Source organism: Vibrio sp. Vb2131, from assembly GCF_033338535.1.
Classification (GTDB): Bacteria; Pseudomonadota; Gammaproteobacteria; order Enterobacterales; family Vibrionaceae; genus Vibrio; species Vibrio alginolyticus.
Genome location: NZ_JAWOSW010000038.1, coordinates 1 through 15,530, shown reverse-complemented (window position 1 = coordinate 15,530; position 15,530 = coordinate 1). Strand labels below are relative to the sequence as shown.

The following is a 15,530-nucleotide window of genomic DNA, read 5'->3' as shown; positions in this document are numbered from 1 at the left end:
GGTTGAAAGCACCGGTCTTGAAAACCGGCATACGTTAATAGCGTATCTAGGGTTCAAATCCCTATCTCTCCGCCACTATTAAGAAGCCTTGCTAGAAATAGCGAGGCTTTTTTCATTTCCGTACATCTTTATTACTCTATCTGTGCTTGCCAAAAATCAATTCCATATGCGATCTACTTTTCGACAAAGTAATATCGGTATTGGTTGTGACGTTTTGATTTTTGCTAAGAAGTGCAGTTGCTTCTAAAGCTGTTCATCCTCATCACTGCATGCTGTCCCGATAAGGTTGTTGGAGATGCTTTGTTAAGGTGTTGAACCATCTATTGCCTTATCGTTCTCTTAAAGCACTACCATTGCTTCTCTAGCCCCTTTTACCGGATAGACCGAACAAATAAGCATACTCAAATAGCCACTGTTTCACTGATGTATCTTTTTGTTTTACTCAGTCTAGCGACGCGTGTGCTCTATTGCCTAAATCTAGCTACGTCTTAAAACCATACATCAACAGGCTAAAGTTACGTATTCCTGCATTTTTTAAAATTGTTTTGGATTCTGCTGGAATGACAGGATCAGAGTAGTCAAAGAGAAGAGGAAAGTGAAACGATAGTGAGTTGCTAGGAAGTTGAGAACTACTTGGGAGCCAATGAATTGGATAAACATATTGATGACTAAGGACTGAAGGGTTAATAGCAGGCAATAAAAAAGCCGACAGGTAAGCTGTCGGCTTGGTTAGGTCATCTTAAGTTAGTCATTCTGTACGAGCGTGAGAGCTTTACGAGAGACTTCGTGAGCAGCTTTGGTTAGATTTTGCTTCTCTAGTGTGTCTGCTAGGAATGCATAGTCAGAGACGTCAGAGCGAAGCTTTAAGGCGATCTCAAAGTGATCCTGGGCTTCTTGCCACCTCTCTTGACGGAAATAGAAGTGCGCTAATGCGCTATGGGCAGCGGCGTTATCCGGTTCTTTCTTCACTACGCCCTCTAAGAAGACCACGACAGGGTGGGTATCTGGCAGGTTTAGATCTGGCAGAAGTTGATAAAGCTCTGGGGCAGGTTGTTTTTTTAATGCTTCTTTTAGCACGGTAAAGGCTTCTGCATCAGCTTTTCGTGTGATGAGTTCTCGAGCAAAACAGGCAACGAGGTTTGTGTCTTGTTTCACTTTACGTGAGAGACTATTCCAATGGGAGATTAGCCCTTCGCTACCTTGTTGTTGCGCTACTTCATGGAGTAAGCCGCACTGCGCCTTTTGAATCAGCTCTGCATGTTCTTCTTCCGTGATGAGTTTTGCTTTGGTTAGTTGTGGCAAGAGGTCAATAAGAGGTTGCCACAACTTTAGCTGCATGTACGTTGTTTTCAGCAAGTTCAATACAATAGAGTTACTCGCATACTGACTTTTTAACGATTGCAAGGTATCGAAAGCGGACTCGAACTCGTTGTCGCGGATAAATTGTTTCGCTCGAGTCAGTTCTACTGCGAGATGGGCGTTCTCTTGTTGGCTCGCTAGCTCTAGATAGTGATCTCGTTTTGCTTTATCACCTTGGCCTTGTGCGGCTTCAGACGCAACCAAGTAGCAAAGCAGCGGCATATCGTGATGATTTGCCCAGCGAGTTACTTTCTTCTCAGCACCTTTCCAGTCACCTTCTAGAAGTTTAATAATGCCTTCATTGGTGTATCGGCGGGAATGGCGCATTTTGCGAACACTGAAGTAGTTCCATGTTGTAGAACTAGCATAAACTAACTTCTTAATCAGGTACTCAAGCAGAAAAAGACCTGCGAGTGCAGCGATAACGAAAACCACTAATGTCGTTACGCTCATCTCGATCGTTTTCTCGGCAATGGAGATGAGTACATAGCCTTGCTGACCAGAAAACTGGGTGCCAACAAATAGTCCTGCGCCTAGTACAACAAATAGGAAAATAAGACGAAACATTACTTATCCTCCATGCCTGTCATCGTTGTGACTTCACGACGTAGGCGTTCACGGATGACATCTGATAGTTGAGACTGACTTTGCAGTTTTGTTGGGTATTCCACTTGAATATTTTGCTGACTTAGTAGGTTAACCGTTTTGTTGAACTCTTTAACAGAATTATCGTCTTGGTTGAAGAAAGCTAATGCCCATTTGTCGGCTGTTTTTAGAGATGTGGTGTAAATTTCACCTTGTTCTTGGTACACCGCTTTTATTGCCGTTTCCAATTTGGCTTTGATGTTTTCTTTCAGGTAAAAGTGTTGCTCAGGAGAAAGCAGTGGAATGACGTTACCATCGCGCGTGCGGAAGGTAATGAAGTTTTCTGAAAAGTCCTTCAAAGAGGTCATTAAGTTATCTTGCCAGTTTGCGATATCTTCAGACACTTCAGTGTTTTCTACGGCTTCAGCTTCAGGTAGCAGTGCATTGGCGAGAGGGAGCTTGTCTACTTGCTGTTGTAGGGCAGTTAAGCGTAGTACCAATCCATCACGGTCAATTAGCGGGATCGTGCGAAGTTTGGTGATATCGTTCGCCATTGCTTTACGTAGTTTGACGAGGCTAGGGTCATTCAGTGCTGCAATGCGTTGGTCTGCACTTTCCATCAGTTGAGTCGCGCTTTCTACATCGTGCTCTAAGAACAATTTACGACCAGCTAATTTGACAAGGTAATCGGCTTCCGCTAATAGCCAGTCGTTTGGTCGACGACCTTTCACATCGGCAACGGCGAGCTGTAAGCTTTCAATGCTCTTCTGTTGCTGTCCAAGTACCACTTCCGCTTTGTGTGTCACGGTTGTTGCTTTCTCGATGGTTTCTTCTTGTACCCGGCTGAGTTCTTGCTTCATGGAAGCTTGAGTGCTTTCTAGCTGACTTTTTAGTTGGGCGATCTGCGCTTGGTAATCGGCTTGCTGTTGATGCAGCTTGTACGCGAGGCCACCGCCAAAAATAATCGATAAGATGATAGCGACCGTACCTAGTTTGACACCACGTTTACCTTGTTTTTCTTCAAACTCGACTTTGGTTGGCTCTGCTGTTTTTGGGGGCTCGGCCGCTTGTGGTTGCTCTTTTTTAAGGTCCGCATCCTGCTGCGATGTGGTTTTTTCGACTAGCGGTGCCGATGAGGTTTCTTCGGAAAGGTTTTTATCGTTATTTTTTTGGTCGTTATTTTTACTTGTCATGCCTATATCCTGTGTAGCTAGGGCTGGAGAGCCGCCAGTAATTCTTGGTTGGATGCGCTTCCCGTGCATCTCACGCGAGTGAACCCCCTTTGAATTGCGATGTCAGCGATACGCTGACTGGGGATATACAACTCTTGTTGATTAAGCCAAGTCAATTGCTCCGACGTCAATTGGCTGCACAAATAATCCAGTTGTTCACCACTGGTGACAATAATCTGGTTAATTTGTAGGTTTTTCCATAGTGAGATACAGCTTACTGGATCGAATGGGATGAATTCTCTCTTGTAAGTCTCACTATAGTGAACTTTTGCGCCACGCCTCACCAATGCATCTTTGATCAGCTCTCTTCCGCCGTTACCACGAAGGATAAGAACTTGTTGTTGTGCCACATTGTTGAGCTCTGGCAGTCGCAATAAGTGTTCACTATCACTGACTTGGGGATAGTGTACTTTCTGTTGGGTACATTTGCTTAAATAGTGTGCTGTTTTTTGACCAACGGCAAGGTAAATAGCTTGTTTCGGCCATGACATCCCGTTGCTGGCTAAGATTTGCTGTGCACATTGCACTGCATGTCGACTAACAGCGATAACAATTTGAGCTTGATGTAGATGTTTAGAGAGGTGCGTGTCCGTGAGATCGGCGACAATGTCGATCAGAGGATGGTGATATGCGGAAATGCCGTGCCTTTCGAGCAGAGAGCAAAGCGCGTTGCCTTGCTCTCCCGGCCGAGTGACCAACACTGCCATGGTTATTCGTGATCTGCGTACAGCTTAGTTAGGATTTCACGAGCGCCGTTATCTAGCAGCTCATTGGCTAGCTGCACTCCTAATGCTTCGCAATCTTTACGATGGCCACGAATTTCACCACGCACAATTTCGCTGCCATCTGGTTCGCCAACTAATGCGCGTAGCCAAATGTTGTCGCCGTCTAGCAGGGCATAGCTGCCGATAGGTACCTGACAGCCGCCTTCTAGCGTAAGGTTCATTGCGCGCTCACACAAAACGCGGTCTACGGTGTCTTGGTGGTTAAGTGGCTCAAGCAGCTTAAGCAGTCTTTCATCGTCAAGGCGGCACTCAATACCGACAGCACCTTGGCCTACCGCTGGTAGTGATTGCTCTGGTTCGATAAAGCTACGAATGCGTTCTTCAAGCTTCAATCGTTTGAGGCCAGCCGCAGCAAGAATGATTGCATCATACTCACCCGCATCTAACTTACCAAGGCGAGTGCCCACATTACCGCGAAGCTCTTTGATGATGATGTCCGGACGATATTCTTTCAGTTGGCATTGACGGCGCAAACTGCAAGTACCAACCACAGCACCTTGAGGGAGCTCATCAATGTGGCTATAGGTATTAGAGACGAAGGCATCACGAGGATCTTCACGCTCACAAATGGTCACGAGGCCAAGGCCTTCTGGGAAATCGACGGGTACGTCTTTCATTGAGTGAACGGCGAGGTCTGCACGTCCTTCTAGCATCGCGATTTCAAGCTCTTTTACGAACAAGCCTTTGCCGCCAACTTTTGCTAGTGGTGTATCTAAAATCACGTCACCTTTGGTCACCATGGTTACTAACTCGACTTCCAAGCCAGGGTGAGCGGCTTGAAGGGCGTCTTTAACAAAGTAAGCTTGCCATAAAGCAAGAGGGCTTTTTCGAGTTGCAATGCGAATCGGTGTGGATTGTGTCATGATCTTCTCAATGCTGTTTGGATTTGGGTTTATCCTACCATTCTCATCAAGAAATGCTTACTGTTAGTTCGTTATCTCTGAAGGCTATGAATGGAATTACATGACGTTATGAAAATAGTGTGACTGGATTCTCAATTAGACTAAGGACTATTATTAGTAATAGGTAATAAGAGCGACACTACCGCGCGATTAATTTTGTGACTAAAGTATGGTTTTGTATCCAGAGTGATACGCGGGCGTGAAGCTTTACCCGCACCAATAAAAGTGTTAAATTGATCACGTTTTTAAGCCATTTTGGTTTAAAACGTCAGCAGATTTTCGTGATTGTTCAACCAAGGAATTCCCCTTGCAGGCTTACACCCAAAAAATCATCCAGCGACTAGATAATTTGAATCAGCAGCGAGTTGATCGCGCGTTGGCGCTTATGGATTCGCAAAGCCAGCAAGTCTTCCACTTGATTCCTGCCTTGTTGAACTACAACCATCCTGTAATTCCTGGCTATTATGATGCCGATGTCCCGTTTGGTGTGCATGGGCTTGAACTAAATAGCATTCAGCAACAATTCATAGATGATATTCAACTTGCCATTGGTCAGCCGCTCAAGACGGTAGAAAAGCCCGCTATATTGGGTTTATACACCATGGGCAGTACCTCCTCGATTGGTCAAAGTACTTCCAGTGATTTGGATATTTGGGTGTGTATCTCGCCCGATATGGATTGTGACGAACGCGAGTTATTGACCAATAAATGCTTACTCATCACGGATTGGGCACAAAGCAAAGGCGTGGAAGCGAACTTTTTCTTAATGGATAAAGAGCGCTTTAGAAGCAATCATTCTGAGGAGATGACAGGTGATAACTGTGGTTCATCTCAGCACTTACTTTTGCTAGATGAATTCTATCGTAGTGCGGTGCGTATTGCCGGACAGCGTTTGTTATGGCAAATCGTGCCGCCAGAAATGGAAGAGTGTTACGACGAGTACGTTTCTCAACTGTGCAGTGATGGTTACATCGACTGTAGTGAATGGATCGACTTTGGTAAATTGAACTGCATTCCTGCTGAAGAATACTTCGGCTCGAACTTGTGGCAGTTATACAAAAGCATCGACTCTCCCTACAAATCGGTATTAAAAGCCATCTTGCTAGAAGCTTACTCGTGGGAATACCCGCATACTCAATTGTTAAGCATCGACACTAAACGTCGTTTCTTTGCCCATGAGCCTGATCTCTATGGCATGGATGCGTACTACTTAATGTTGGAAAAAGTAACCCGTTACTTAGAGCGAATTCAAGACGATACACGTTTGGATTTAGTGCGTCGCTGTTTCTATCTCAAAACCCATGAAAAATTATCTCGTGAGCCGAATGTTGGCTCAGTAGCTTGGCGTCGTGAAGCGCTGAGCGATATGATTGCAAAATGGAATTGGGATGCCAGTGTCGTTGCAGAGCTCGATGACCGCCGTAATTGGAAGGTTGAACAAGTGAAGGTGGTACATCATGCATTGCTGGATGCGTTGATGCAAAGCTACCGTAACTTGATTCAATTTGCGCGTCGTAACGACATCACTTCTGCTATCAGTCCGCAAGACATCAGTATTTTGGCCCGTAAACTTTACGCGGCTTTTGAAGTATTGCCGGGCAAAGTAACGTTACTAAACCCACAGATTTCACCTGATCTGCACGAGCCTGACTTGAGCTTTATCGAAGTGAAAAAAGGGGGAGTGAACAAGTCTGGTTGGTACCTCTATAAACAACCACTTATTGCGCACCGCATTTTGGGGCAACCATATCTAGAGCATCATGAATACTTGAGTAAATTGGTTGCTTGGGCATTCTTCAATGGCTTGATCACTGAATCGACTCGTTTACATGCCGTGGTACGTGAAGCGCAGCTAGATATTGATAAGTTTTACCAAATGGTGAGTGACTTACGAAATACTTTTGCGTTGCGTAAGCGTCGTCCATCTATGCAGGCGCTAGCGAGTCCTTGTGAAATAAGCCAGCTTGCGATGTTCATCAACTTTGAAAATGATCCGACGTCTGAACTTTCTGGTCGTTCGTTGAAAGTGGATGTTAAGAACACCGATATTTTTAGCTTTGGTCCAGAACATAAAAATTTAGTCGGCAGTGTTGACCTTGTTTACCGTAACTCTTGGCATGAAGTGCGTACGCTGCATTTCAAAGGGGAAACGGCGATGCTGGATGCACTGAAAACCATTTTGGGCAAAATGCACCAAGATGCGTTGCCACCAGAATCAGTGGATGTGTTCTGCTATGCGAAGAACATGCGTGGTGTGATGCGTAATATGGTTTACCAGCTTTTAGCTGAATGTATCGACTTACGCTTGAAACCAGTAGAGCAAGAGAAACGCCGCCGCTTTAAAGCGATGCGTCTTGGTAACCAGACTTATGGGTTGTTCTTTGAACGTCGTGGTGTGTCGGTGCAAAAGCTAGAAAATTCCATCGATTTCTACCGCAGCATTTCTACTAACAAACTCAAAGGCTCGCCGCTGTTAATGCTCGATCGTGAGCAAGAATATCAAATGCCGGAAGCGGTGGATGGGTTTGCCAGTGAAGGTCTGGTGCAGTTCTTCTTTGAAGATAACGAAGATGGCTTCAATATTTATGTGTTGGATGAGTCAAATCAAGTAGAAGTGTATCACCAATTCAGTGGCTCCAAAGATGAAATGATTTCGTCTGTAAACAGTTTCTACACGTCGGTAAAAGACGATAGTCGCGTCGCGTCGAAGTTTATTAATTTTAACCTGCCTCAGTACTATCAAATTATTCACCCTGAAGAGGGGAATGCGTATATCATTCCTTACCGTAATGACGGTTGTTCACCGAGTCGCCCGACCAAAACTGTGAACGCGTAATTAAACCCTTATCAATAAACAAAAAGAGCACTTCGGTGCTCTTTTTGTTTTGGTGACGATTGACCAGTATTATACCCAATCAATGGCTTCGCCCGCGTGCTTTTCACACTCTTGCTTCACCATTTCAAATAGCTCCATACCCGTTTTTGAGCAGGTCCATTTATCTTCAATAAGTTTGAAGTGGAAACCACCAGATTTGGACGCTAGCCAGATCTCATGCATCGGCTCTTGGCGATTAATGATGATTTGGCTGCGGTCTTCAAATTCCAATGTCATTACGTTGCCAGTGACTTCGTAATCAATGTCTGCGCCTGAATCATCGATGGATTCTTCGATGATTTGCATCTGCGCATCCACCAGTTGATGAAATTCAGTATCGTTCATCCGTCTATCCTATTGCTTTTCCTGAGTGTGGTGCGATTATAGGGGGCATTGATTCAATAATCACGATATGCGAAATGAAAAAATTAGTTACTGTGTTGTTTGTGATGGTTGCCGCGACCTTAGCGGGGTGTGGTCAGTCTGGCTCACTATACATTCCAGATGACACTCAACAGAATGAGCAATCACAATAAATAACCGCACCTTAGGGTGAAATTAGGGTTCAGCAGTCGAATAAAATAAGGGAAGCGAATTTTGGATTACTTCAACTATCAGGATGATGGCCAGCTTTGGGCCGAAGACGTCCCACTTCAAGCTCTTGCAGAGCAATATGGCACTCCTCTTTATGTATATTCTCGAGCCACGCTAGAGCGCCATTGGAAGGCGTTTGATAGTGCTGTGGGTCAGCATCCTCACCTGGTTTGCTACGCGGTGAAAGCCAACTCAAACTTAGGCGTATTGAACACGCTAGCGCGTTTGGGATCGGGTTTTGACATCGTGTCGGGTGGTGAACTTGAGCGTGTGATTGCCGCAGGCGGTGATCCGAAAAAAGTCGTTTTCTCTGGTGTTGGTAAAACACCGGCAGAGATGAAGCGCGCTCTTGAGCTAGGTATCAAATGTTTCAACGTTGAATCTGAGCCAGAGCTAGAACGTTTGAACAAGGTTGCGGGTGAGCTTGGTGTGATTGCGCCAATTTCTCTGCGTATCAATCCAGATGTCGACGCGAAAACACACCCTTACATTTCGACTGGTCTTCGCGACAATAAATTCGGCATTGCGTTTGATCGTGCGCCAGATGTTTATAAATTCGCGCAAAGCCTGCCGAACTTGAATGTGCAAGGCATCGACTGCCACATTGGTTCTCAGCTGACCAATATAGACCCATTTATCGACGCGACAGACCGTTTATTAGCCCTGATTGATGATTTAAAAGCGCAAGGCATTAACATTCGTCACCTTGATGTCGGCGGTGGTTTGGGTGTGGTCTATCGTGATGAATTACCACCTCAGCCTTCTGATTACGCCAAAGCGTTACTAGGACGTCTTGAAAATCACCAAGACTTGGAGCTGATCTTTGAGCCAGGCCGTGCAATTGCTGCGAACGCAGGTATCTTGCTAACGCGTGTTGAGTTTTTAAAACATACTGAGCATAAAAACTTTGCGATTATCGACGCTGCAATGAACGACTTGATGCGTCCTGCGCTATACCAAGCATGGCAAGATATTGTGCCAGTTTCACCGCGAAAGGGTGAAGCTCAGACTTACGACTTGGTTGGTCCTATTTGTGAAACCGGCGACTTCTTGGGTAAAGATCGCGCACTCGTTTTGCAAGAAGGTGATCTACTCGCGGTTCGTTCAGCAGGTGCCTATGGTTTTGTGATGTCTTCGAACTACAATACTCGTACCCGAGCGGCAGAAGTGATGGTGGACGGTAAACAAAGCCACTTAGTTCGCCAGCGTGAGGAGCTGACCAGTTTGTGGCAGCTGGAACAGATTCTACCGGAGTAACACACAACAAATGCATTTCCACTTTTCCAAAATGCACGGTTTGGGCAACGACTTCATGGTCGTCGACTGTATTACCCAGAACGTGTTTTTCTCGCAAGACCTGATCCGCCGCTTGGCGGATCGTCATACTGGCGTTGGTTTTGACCAATTGCTTGTGGTAGAGGCCCCTTACGACCCTGAAACCGACTTCCATTATCGGATTTTTAATGCCGATGGTAGTGAAGTTGAACAGTGTGGTAACGGTGCACGCTGTTTTGCCCGCTTTGTTCGCTTGAAGGGGCTGACCAATAAATACAGCATCAGCGTGAGCACCAAGAAAGGAAAGATGATTCTCAACATCGAAGATGATGGGGAAGTGACGGTCAACATGGGCGTGCCAGAGTTTGAACCGAACAAAATTCCTTTCAAAGCGAAGCAAAAAGAGAAAACTTACATCATGCGAGCAGGCGACAATACCTTGTTTTGTGGTGCTGTGAGCATGGGTAACCCGCACGTAGTGACCGTGGTCGACGATGTGGATACGGCAGAAGTGGAAACTCTCGGTCCGCTGCTCGAGTCGCATGAGCGTTTCCCAGAGCGCGTCAACGCTGGCTTTATGCAGGTGATGAGTCGTGACCATATTCGTCTTCGAGTTTACGAGCGAGGCGCAGGAGAGACACAAGCCTGTGGTAGTGGTGCATGCGCGGCAGTCGCGGTTGGGATTCTGCAGGGCTTGTTGGATGAAAACGTTAAGGTTTCTCTACCTGGTGGTGAATTGCGAATTGCATGGCAAGGTCCTGGCAAGCCGTTGTTTATGACCGGACCTACAACGCATGTATTTGATGGTCAATTGTCTTGCTAGTTGAAGAAAAAGGAAACGGTTTGTCTCAAGTAGAAGCAGATGCCTTAACGGCTGAAGTAGTGGCCGAGTACCTCAAAGATCATCCAGACTTTTTTGTGCAACGTCCGGAGCTTGTGGATCGTTTATCTTTCCCACACTCAGACTTAGGCGCGGTATCTTTGGTGCACATCCAAATGAATCGTCAACGTCAGCGCATTGAAGAGTTAGAGGAAGAGATCACTACACTAATGTCGCTTGCGGCGAACAATGATCGCACCTTTTACGAATTTATGGATTTGCAGGGGCAGATTCTAAAGTGTGGTGACTTTAAACAAGTCATTCATTCTATCGAAGATAAAGCCAAAGCATTGGGCTTACGTGCGTTTGTTCGATTGTTTAGTCAATGCGACGCATCGATTCAATTGAGTAAGGAAAGTTATCAACGCTTTGCGACCACTCACTTAAATGGCAAAGATGCGTACTTAGGACGTCTTCGCAAAGTGGATCGTGAAGCTTTGTTTGGCAACATGGAAGTGCCGGAAATGGGTTCCTATGTGGTACTGCCGCTCGTGAAACAGCAAACACTGGGCGTGCTTGCTTTTTCTAGTGAAGATGGCGGCCATTTTCAGCCAGATATGGATACCTTGTTTTTGCGTCACCTATCATTAGTAGTGGCACATCTCGCTCAAACACTGGTATGGCAAAGTTACGATGACGACAACTCCCAACACTCCTCTGCCAAATAGTCTGCAAAAGCCTCTTGAGCGCTTCTATGAATTCTTACGAAGCGAAAAGGGGCTTAGCCTACATACTCAGCGCAATTACAAACAGCAGCTAGAAACTATGGCGCAGCACTTAGCTGAAATGGGGCTCAAAGATTGGTCTCAAGTGGATGCCGGTTGGGTGCGCCAATTAGCAGGTAAGGGCATGCGAGAAGGCATGAAAGCCAGCAGTTTGGCAACGCGACTCTCATCGCTGCGTAGTTTTTTCGATTTCCTTATTCTGCGTGGCGAGATGTCGGCTAACCCAGCCAAAGGGGTTTCAGCACCTCGCAAAAAACGCCCGTTGCCCAAAAACCTCGATGTTGACGAAGTGAGCCAATTACTTGAAGTCAACGAGGACGACCCGTTGGCTGTGCGCGATCGCGCCATGATGGAGCTGATGTATGGCGCCGGCTTACGTTTGGCTGAACTGGTGGGTGTGGATGTACGTGACGTACAACTGCGTAGTGGTGAGCTTCGTGTTATTGGTAAAGGCGATAAAGAACGTAAAGTGCCGTTCTCTGGGATGGCAACCGAGTGGGTTGGGAAGTGGCTACGCGTTCGTGGTGATTTAGCCGCTCCAGGTGAGCCCGCCTTGTTTGTATCTAAGCTCGGAACGCGTATTTCGCATCGTAGCGTGCAAAAGCGCATGGCTGAATGGGGGCAGAAACAGTCTGTCGCAAGCCATATTAGTCCGCATAAATTGCGTCACTCATTTGCGACACATATGCTCGAATCAAGCAATAACTTACGTGCGGTGCAGGAGCTTTTAGGGCACGAGAACATTTCGACGACCCAAATCTACACGCACTTGGATTTCCAACATTTGGCGCAAGCCTACGACCAAGCCCACCCACGCGCACGCAAAAAGAACGGGGAGTGAGCCGAAGTATGAAATTTTATCGCCGTATCGAGCCTATTAAGGCAATGACCTTTGACCTAGATGATACCCTCTATGACAACTATCCTGTGATCGTTCGCATGGAGCGTGAGTTGCTATCTTGGCTCAAGCACCATCATCCAGCGGTTGCTCATATGAACAAAGCGGATTGGTTTGCTCTCAAACAGCGAGTTGTGCAGCAACAACCCGAGCTGAAGAGCGATGTCACTTTATGGCGTTTAGTGCAACTTCAGCAAGCCTTCTCCCAAGTAGGCTACGACGAAGACGCAGCACATGCCGCTGCGAAAGCCGCAGTAGACGTTGCGTTGGACTGGCGTAACCGTTTTGAAGTGCCGCAGCAAAGCCTCGATGTACTGGAGGAACTCACGCAGCACATCCCGTTGGTGGCAATCACCAACGGTAATGTGGATTTAGACCGCATCGGTCTTACGCCTTATTTCCAACAGGTACTTAAAGCAGGACCAGATGGATTGGCGAAACCCGCAACCGATATGTTTACTAAAGCGAAGCGATTCTTGGATATCCCTGCGGAGAATATTCTGCATGTCGGTGATCACCTAACCACGGATGTGCATGGTGCAAAGTTGGCTGGTTTTGCAGCCTGTTGGTTTAATGATATGAATAAAAATGTCATTAACCATTCAAAAACACGTACTTTACCTGATATTGAAATCAATAGTTTGCAGCCGTTACTCACACTTTTTTAATTGCTTTCGCATTAATCCATTCTAATCTCATTTTGTGTCTAGAAAAGCAGCGCAAAGCCACGTAAATTATTCTCTATTAAATAAAAATAGTAACGCCACACGTCGTGGTGAAGATAGTGTTACGGCAGTGGTAGGTCCATGCGAGCTTTTTCAAAACTGGTTCACGATGTCAGTCAACTGAATGACTTTTTAGTCACTTTTCCAATTTCCTCAGATAAACAATATTTAGTACAAATATTGTCGACGCAATCGCGCGAATTTACGACCACACTTGCAGACGCCGTTTTGTCGTCGCTGCCGAATGCTCATGTTATGGGGCATAGTACGCGTAATGTAATTCTGGAAGGGGAGATATTTACCTCTGGTTGCCTAGTGAGTGTGATTGAATTTGAGCAAACCACGCTGACTTCTGCGGTACAAACATACTCTTACTCCCCTGACATTGATGGCGGGGAACTCAAGCGCTCTCTTCTAATGCAGCATAATTCACAGGTGATCCTCAGCTTTGCTGTGCAAATTGAACGACGTGACTATCCCTTGTTTCAAACCTTCGCCAGTGAAGAAGTCGTGATTTCTGGAGGGTTGGCGCAGAGTATTGACGATGGCTGCTGGGTGCTATATCAAAACCGAGTTTACGATAACGCTGTGGTTGCCGTAGCTTTGCACAGTGATACCTTGAAGCTATGGACTGATGCGTATTCGGAATGGAACCCGATTGGCATGCCACACAAAGTCACTCATGCAAAAGGAACGCGCTTGTATTGTTTAGGTGAGAAGAAAGCGCTGGAAGTATACAAGCGTTACTTGGCGGATGGCCATGACGTGACGCTGAGTCAACTGCTCAGCTTTCCTTTGTATCGAGAAAGCTTAGGGCGAAAGGAAGTTTGTACGGTAACGGAGCTACACGCTGATGGCAGTATGAGCTTCGACAGGCCCTGGTGTCTTGGTGACGAAGTGCAATTTTGCTATAACCATCCCTCGTTAACGCTCGAGCAAGTGCGGCATGGTGTGGTTGAGTTAGCCATGCACCAACCTGAAGTCGTTATGATTTTTAACTGCGCGTCACGGTTAGACTTTATTGACAGCAGCGACGAAGTCCAAGCCTTCAAAGATATTGCGACGACGTTTGGTAGTTACTGTATGGGGGAACTGCATGGTGGTATTGGTCAGCCCGAAATTCTTCATCACAGCCTGACGTATTTAGCGATGCGAGAGGGAGACGAAGTGCAAACATTGAACTTGCCTAAGTCGCCCGTTAGCTCCTCTATTTCACCGTTGTTTAGCTTGATTCGAAATGCGATCGGCGATCTCAACCATATGAACGCGCATATGGGATATCAACTCGATCGCCAAACGCGCAAGTTACAAGAAAGCTATCGACGCGACAGTCGTACAGGGTTACAAAACCGGGTCGCATTGCAAGAGCGGCTGAGTAACATCGATTTGGATGAGCATTTGTTGACTCTAAAGCTACTTAACTTTAGTCATATCAACGAAAAATACGGCTACCGAGTGGGAGATCAATTACTCAAAGATCTCTCAATGCACTTTACGAATCGACTACGAAAGCGTTTCGGCATGCCAACGGCTTTGCAGCTTTATAGTATTGGGGTTGGTGAATGGGCGTTCATATTTAAAGCTGATCAAAGCAGCGAGACCATCAAACAGCACTTTGCGCGTTTTGCTGACGCGGTAGAACAAACTAATTTTGAGCCAATTGGCCTACGTGAAATAGATTATCTTTCTATCTCGCTATGCGGCGGCTTAGTGAGTCGTCGAGATTTTCCATCCGCTTCAGTAGATGAGCTCTTACTCAAAGGCATCGAAGCGAGGCGCTCCGGTGTACGCAGTAATACCCATATCTGTAATGCGAAAGATATTGAAGTCAGTGAGGATGTGCGTAAAGAGCAACTTGGATGGCTAAGTTGCGTTAGTAGAGCCATTCTCAAACAGAACATCATCACTTATAGCCAACCCATTGTGCATGCGGGTAGCCACAAATTGGCAAGCCAAGAATGTTTGGTTCGTATTCTGGAAGCCGATGGAACGGTGATTGCGCCAGGGCGTTTTCTGCCAATTATCTCTGATACGCATCTTTACACTCGACTAAGTCGGCACATGATTCATTCTACGTTGCATTACATGCGAGATAAGCAAGGTGACTTTTCTATAAACTTATCGCCGCAAGATTTGCTCAGTGATAAAACTTTAATACTTTTAGAGCATGAAATTAGCCAGCTAAATGACCCAAGGCGAATTGGTTTAGAAGTGCTGGAATCTGAGCAGATCAAAGACTATGGCCGAATGATAGAAGTGTGCAGTCATTTTAGAAGCTTAGGGGCGCGTATCATTGTTGATGACTTTGGGTCCGGCTATTCGAATATCGATGAAATCCTAAAGTTGGAGCCAGAAGTCATAAAGCTCGATGGCAGCTTGATTCGTGATATTGATAAAGACTTAAAACAGCGCAAGATCGCTTCCCAGTTGGTGCGTTTGTGCCAGGTGTTTAACGCGGAGACGGTGGCGGAGTTCGTCCACAATCAGGAGGTGTGTACCATTGCACAAGACATGGGGGTGGATTATTTGCAGGGTTACTATCTTGGCGAGCCGACTCGACTGTTTTAATGATGTTTCACGTGAAACTTCTTGTCGTAAAAAACGCAGCGTAGGCTGCGTTTTTTGTTTTCAGCCCTAAACCACCTACTTCAGTAGGTGGTTATCATCCGTTTCGGCTTTGCCTGTAAAACTACTC

Annotated in this window: 13 protein-coding genes; 8 read left to right on the top strand and 5 right to left on the bottom strand. The window is 46.1% G+C overall.

The genetic code is table 11. The annotated features are described in order from the left end of the window. Positions 1–744: 744 nt before the first annotated feature. From R7E38_RS22635 to hemC, 4 genes are read right to left on the bottom strand one after another with little or no spacing between them, the layout of a single operon-like run. Positions 745–1,926, bottom strand: coding sequence for a heme biosynthesis protein HemY (locus R7E38_RS22635; protein WP_005378752.1), 1,182 nt, complete (start codon positions 1,924–1,926; stop codon positions 745–747). Then, entirely contained in the window at positions 1,926–3,137 is a 1,212-nt protein-coding gene (locus R7E38_RS22630) for a uroporphyrinogen-III C-methyltransferase (RefSeq protein ID WP_005378751.1), read from the bottom strand. The genes R7E38_RS22635 and R7E38_RS22630 overlap by 1 nt, the downstream gene beginning before the upstream one ends. 17 nt (positions 3,138–3,154) lie before the next feature. Further along, positions 3,155–3,883 carry a uroporphyrinogen-III synthase gene (locus R7E38_RS22625; RefSeq protein ID WP_005383386.1) on the bottom strand — a complete coding sequence of 243 codons (729 nt, stop codon included), beginning with the start codon at positions 3,881–3,883 and terminating at the stop codon, positions 3,155–3,157. Positions 3,884–3,885: 2 nt separating this feature from the next. Then, entirely contained in the window at positions 3,886–4,824 is a 939-nt protein-coding gene (hemC, locus tag R7E38_RS22620; protein ID WP_115386364.1) for a hydroxymethylbilane synthase, read from the bottom strand. Positions 4,825–5,170: 346 nt separating this feature from the next. Here hemC and R7E38_RS22615 point away from each other — a divergent pair, with 346 nt between their 5' ends. After that, positions 5,171–7,699: a class I adenylate cyclase gene (locus R7E38_RS22615; protein ID WP_054702152.1), complete on the top strand. Its 2,529-nt coding sequence runs from the start codon at positions 5,171–5,173 to the stop codon at positions 7,697–7,699. Between the two features lie 69 nt (positions 7,700–7,768). Here the strand turns inward: R7E38_RS22615 and cyaY are convergent, their stop codons facing one another. After that, positions 7,769–8,083 (bottom strand): iron donor protein CyaY, encoded by a 315-nt coding sequence (cyaY, locus tag R7E38_RS22610; RefSeq protein WP_017636091.1) that lies wholly within the window; start codon positions 8,081–8,083, stop codon positions 7,769–7,771. A gap of 74 nt (positions 8,084–8,157) precedes the next feature. Between cyaY and lptM the strand changes: the two genes are divergently transcribed. The 7 genes from lptM to R7E38_RS22575 all read left to right on the top strand — a co-directional run bounded on the left by lptM (position 8,158) and on the right by R7E38_RS22575 (position 15,403). Then, positions 8,158–8,274 carry an LPS translocon maturation chaperone LptM gene (lptM, locus tag R7E38_RS23575; protein WP_005378746.1) on the top strand — a complete coding sequence of 39 codons (117 nt, stop codon included), beginning with the start codon at positions 8,158–8,160 and terminating at the stop codon, positions 8,272–8,274. Positions 8,275–8,335: 61 nt separating this feature from the next. Beyond that, complete coding sequence (gene lysA, locus R7E38_RS22600) at positions 8,336–9,589, top strand: diaminopimelate decarboxylase (RefSeq protein ID WP_005378745.1); 1,254 nt, start codon at positions 8,336–8,338, stop codon at positions 9,587–9,589. A 10-nt stretch (positions 9,590–9,599) separates the two neighbouring features. Then, a complete protein-coding gene (gene dapF, locus R7E38_RS22595) occupies positions 9,600–10,430 on the top strand; it encodes a diaminopimelate epimerase (protein ID WP_005378744.1) in 831 nt (276 codons plus the stop codon). Then, positions 10,424–11,155: a DUF484 family protein gene (locus tag R7E38_RS22590; protein WP_017636089.1), complete on the top strand. Its 732-nt coding sequence runs from the start codon at positions 10,424–10,426 to the stop codon at positions 11,153–11,155. Before dapF ends, R7E38_RS22590 begins: the two co-directional genes overlap by 7 nt. Beyond that, entirely contained in the window at positions 11,121–12,053 is a 933-nt protein-coding gene (gene xerC, locus R7E38_RS22585) for a tyrosine recombinase XerC (RefSeq protein WP_005378742.1), read from the top strand. Before R7E38_RS22590 ends, xerC begins: the two co-directional genes overlap by 35 nt. Before the next feature lie 8 nt (positions 12,054–12,061). Continuing rightward, positions 12,062–12,778, top strand: coding sequence for a 5-amino-6-(5-phospho-D-ribitylamino)uracil phosphatase YigB (yigB, locus tag R7E38_RS22580; RefSeq protein ID WP_047104010.1), 717 nt, complete (start codon positions 12,062–12,064; stop codon positions 12,776–12,778). 138 nt (positions 12,779–12,916) lie between these two features. Then, a complete protein-coding gene (locus tag R7E38_RS22575; RefSeq protein WP_213908258.1) occupies positions 12,917–15,403 on the top strand; it encodes an EAL domain-containing protein in 2,487 nt (828 codons plus the stop codon). Positions 15,404–15,530 lie beyond the last annotated feature (127 nt).

What these genes read in the sequence shown, in the direction of transcription:
- R7E38_RS22635 (WP_005378752.1), bottom strand. Translation starts at nt 1,926, where the DNA reads ATGTTTCGTCTTATTTTCCTATTTGTTGTACTAGGCGCAGGACTATTT.
- R7E38_RS22630 (WP_005378751.1), bottom strand. Translation starts at nt 3,137, where the DNA reads ATGACAAGTAAAAATAACGACCAAAAAAATAACGATAAAAACCTTTCC.
- R7E38_RS22625 (WP_005383386.1), bottom strand. Translation starts at nt 3,883, where the DNA reads ATGGCAGTGTTGGTCACTCGGCCGGGAGAGCAAGGCAACGCGCTTTGC.
- hemC (WP_115386364.1), bottom strand. Translation starts at nt 4,824, where the DNA reads ATGACACAATCCACACCGATTCGCATTGCAACTCGAAAAAGCCCTCTT.
- cyaY (WP_017636091.1), bottom strand. Translation starts at nt 8,083, where the DNA reads ATGAACGATACTGAATTTCATCAACTGGTGGATGCGCAGATGCAAATC.
- lptM (WP_005378746.1), top strand. Translation starts at nt 8,158, where the DNA reads ATGAAAAAATTAGTTACTGTGTTGTTTGTGATGGTTGCCGCGACCTTA.
- dapF (WP_005378744.1), top strand. Translation starts at nt 9,600, where the DNA reads ATGCATTTCCACTTTTCCAAAATGCACGGTTTGGGCAACGACTTCATG.
- xerC (WP_005378742.1), top strand. Translation starts at nt 11,121, where the DNA reads ATGACGACAACTCCCAACACTCCTCTGCCAAATAGTCTGCAAAAGCCT.
- yigB (WP_047104010.1), top strand. Translation starts at nt 12,062, where the DNA reads ATGAAATTTTATCGCCGTATCGAGCCTATTAAGGCAATGACCTTTGAC.
- R7E38_RS22575 (WP_213908258.1), top strand. Translation starts at nt 12,917, where the DNA reads ATGCGAGCTTTTTCAAAACTGGTTCACGATGTCAGTCAACTGAATGAC.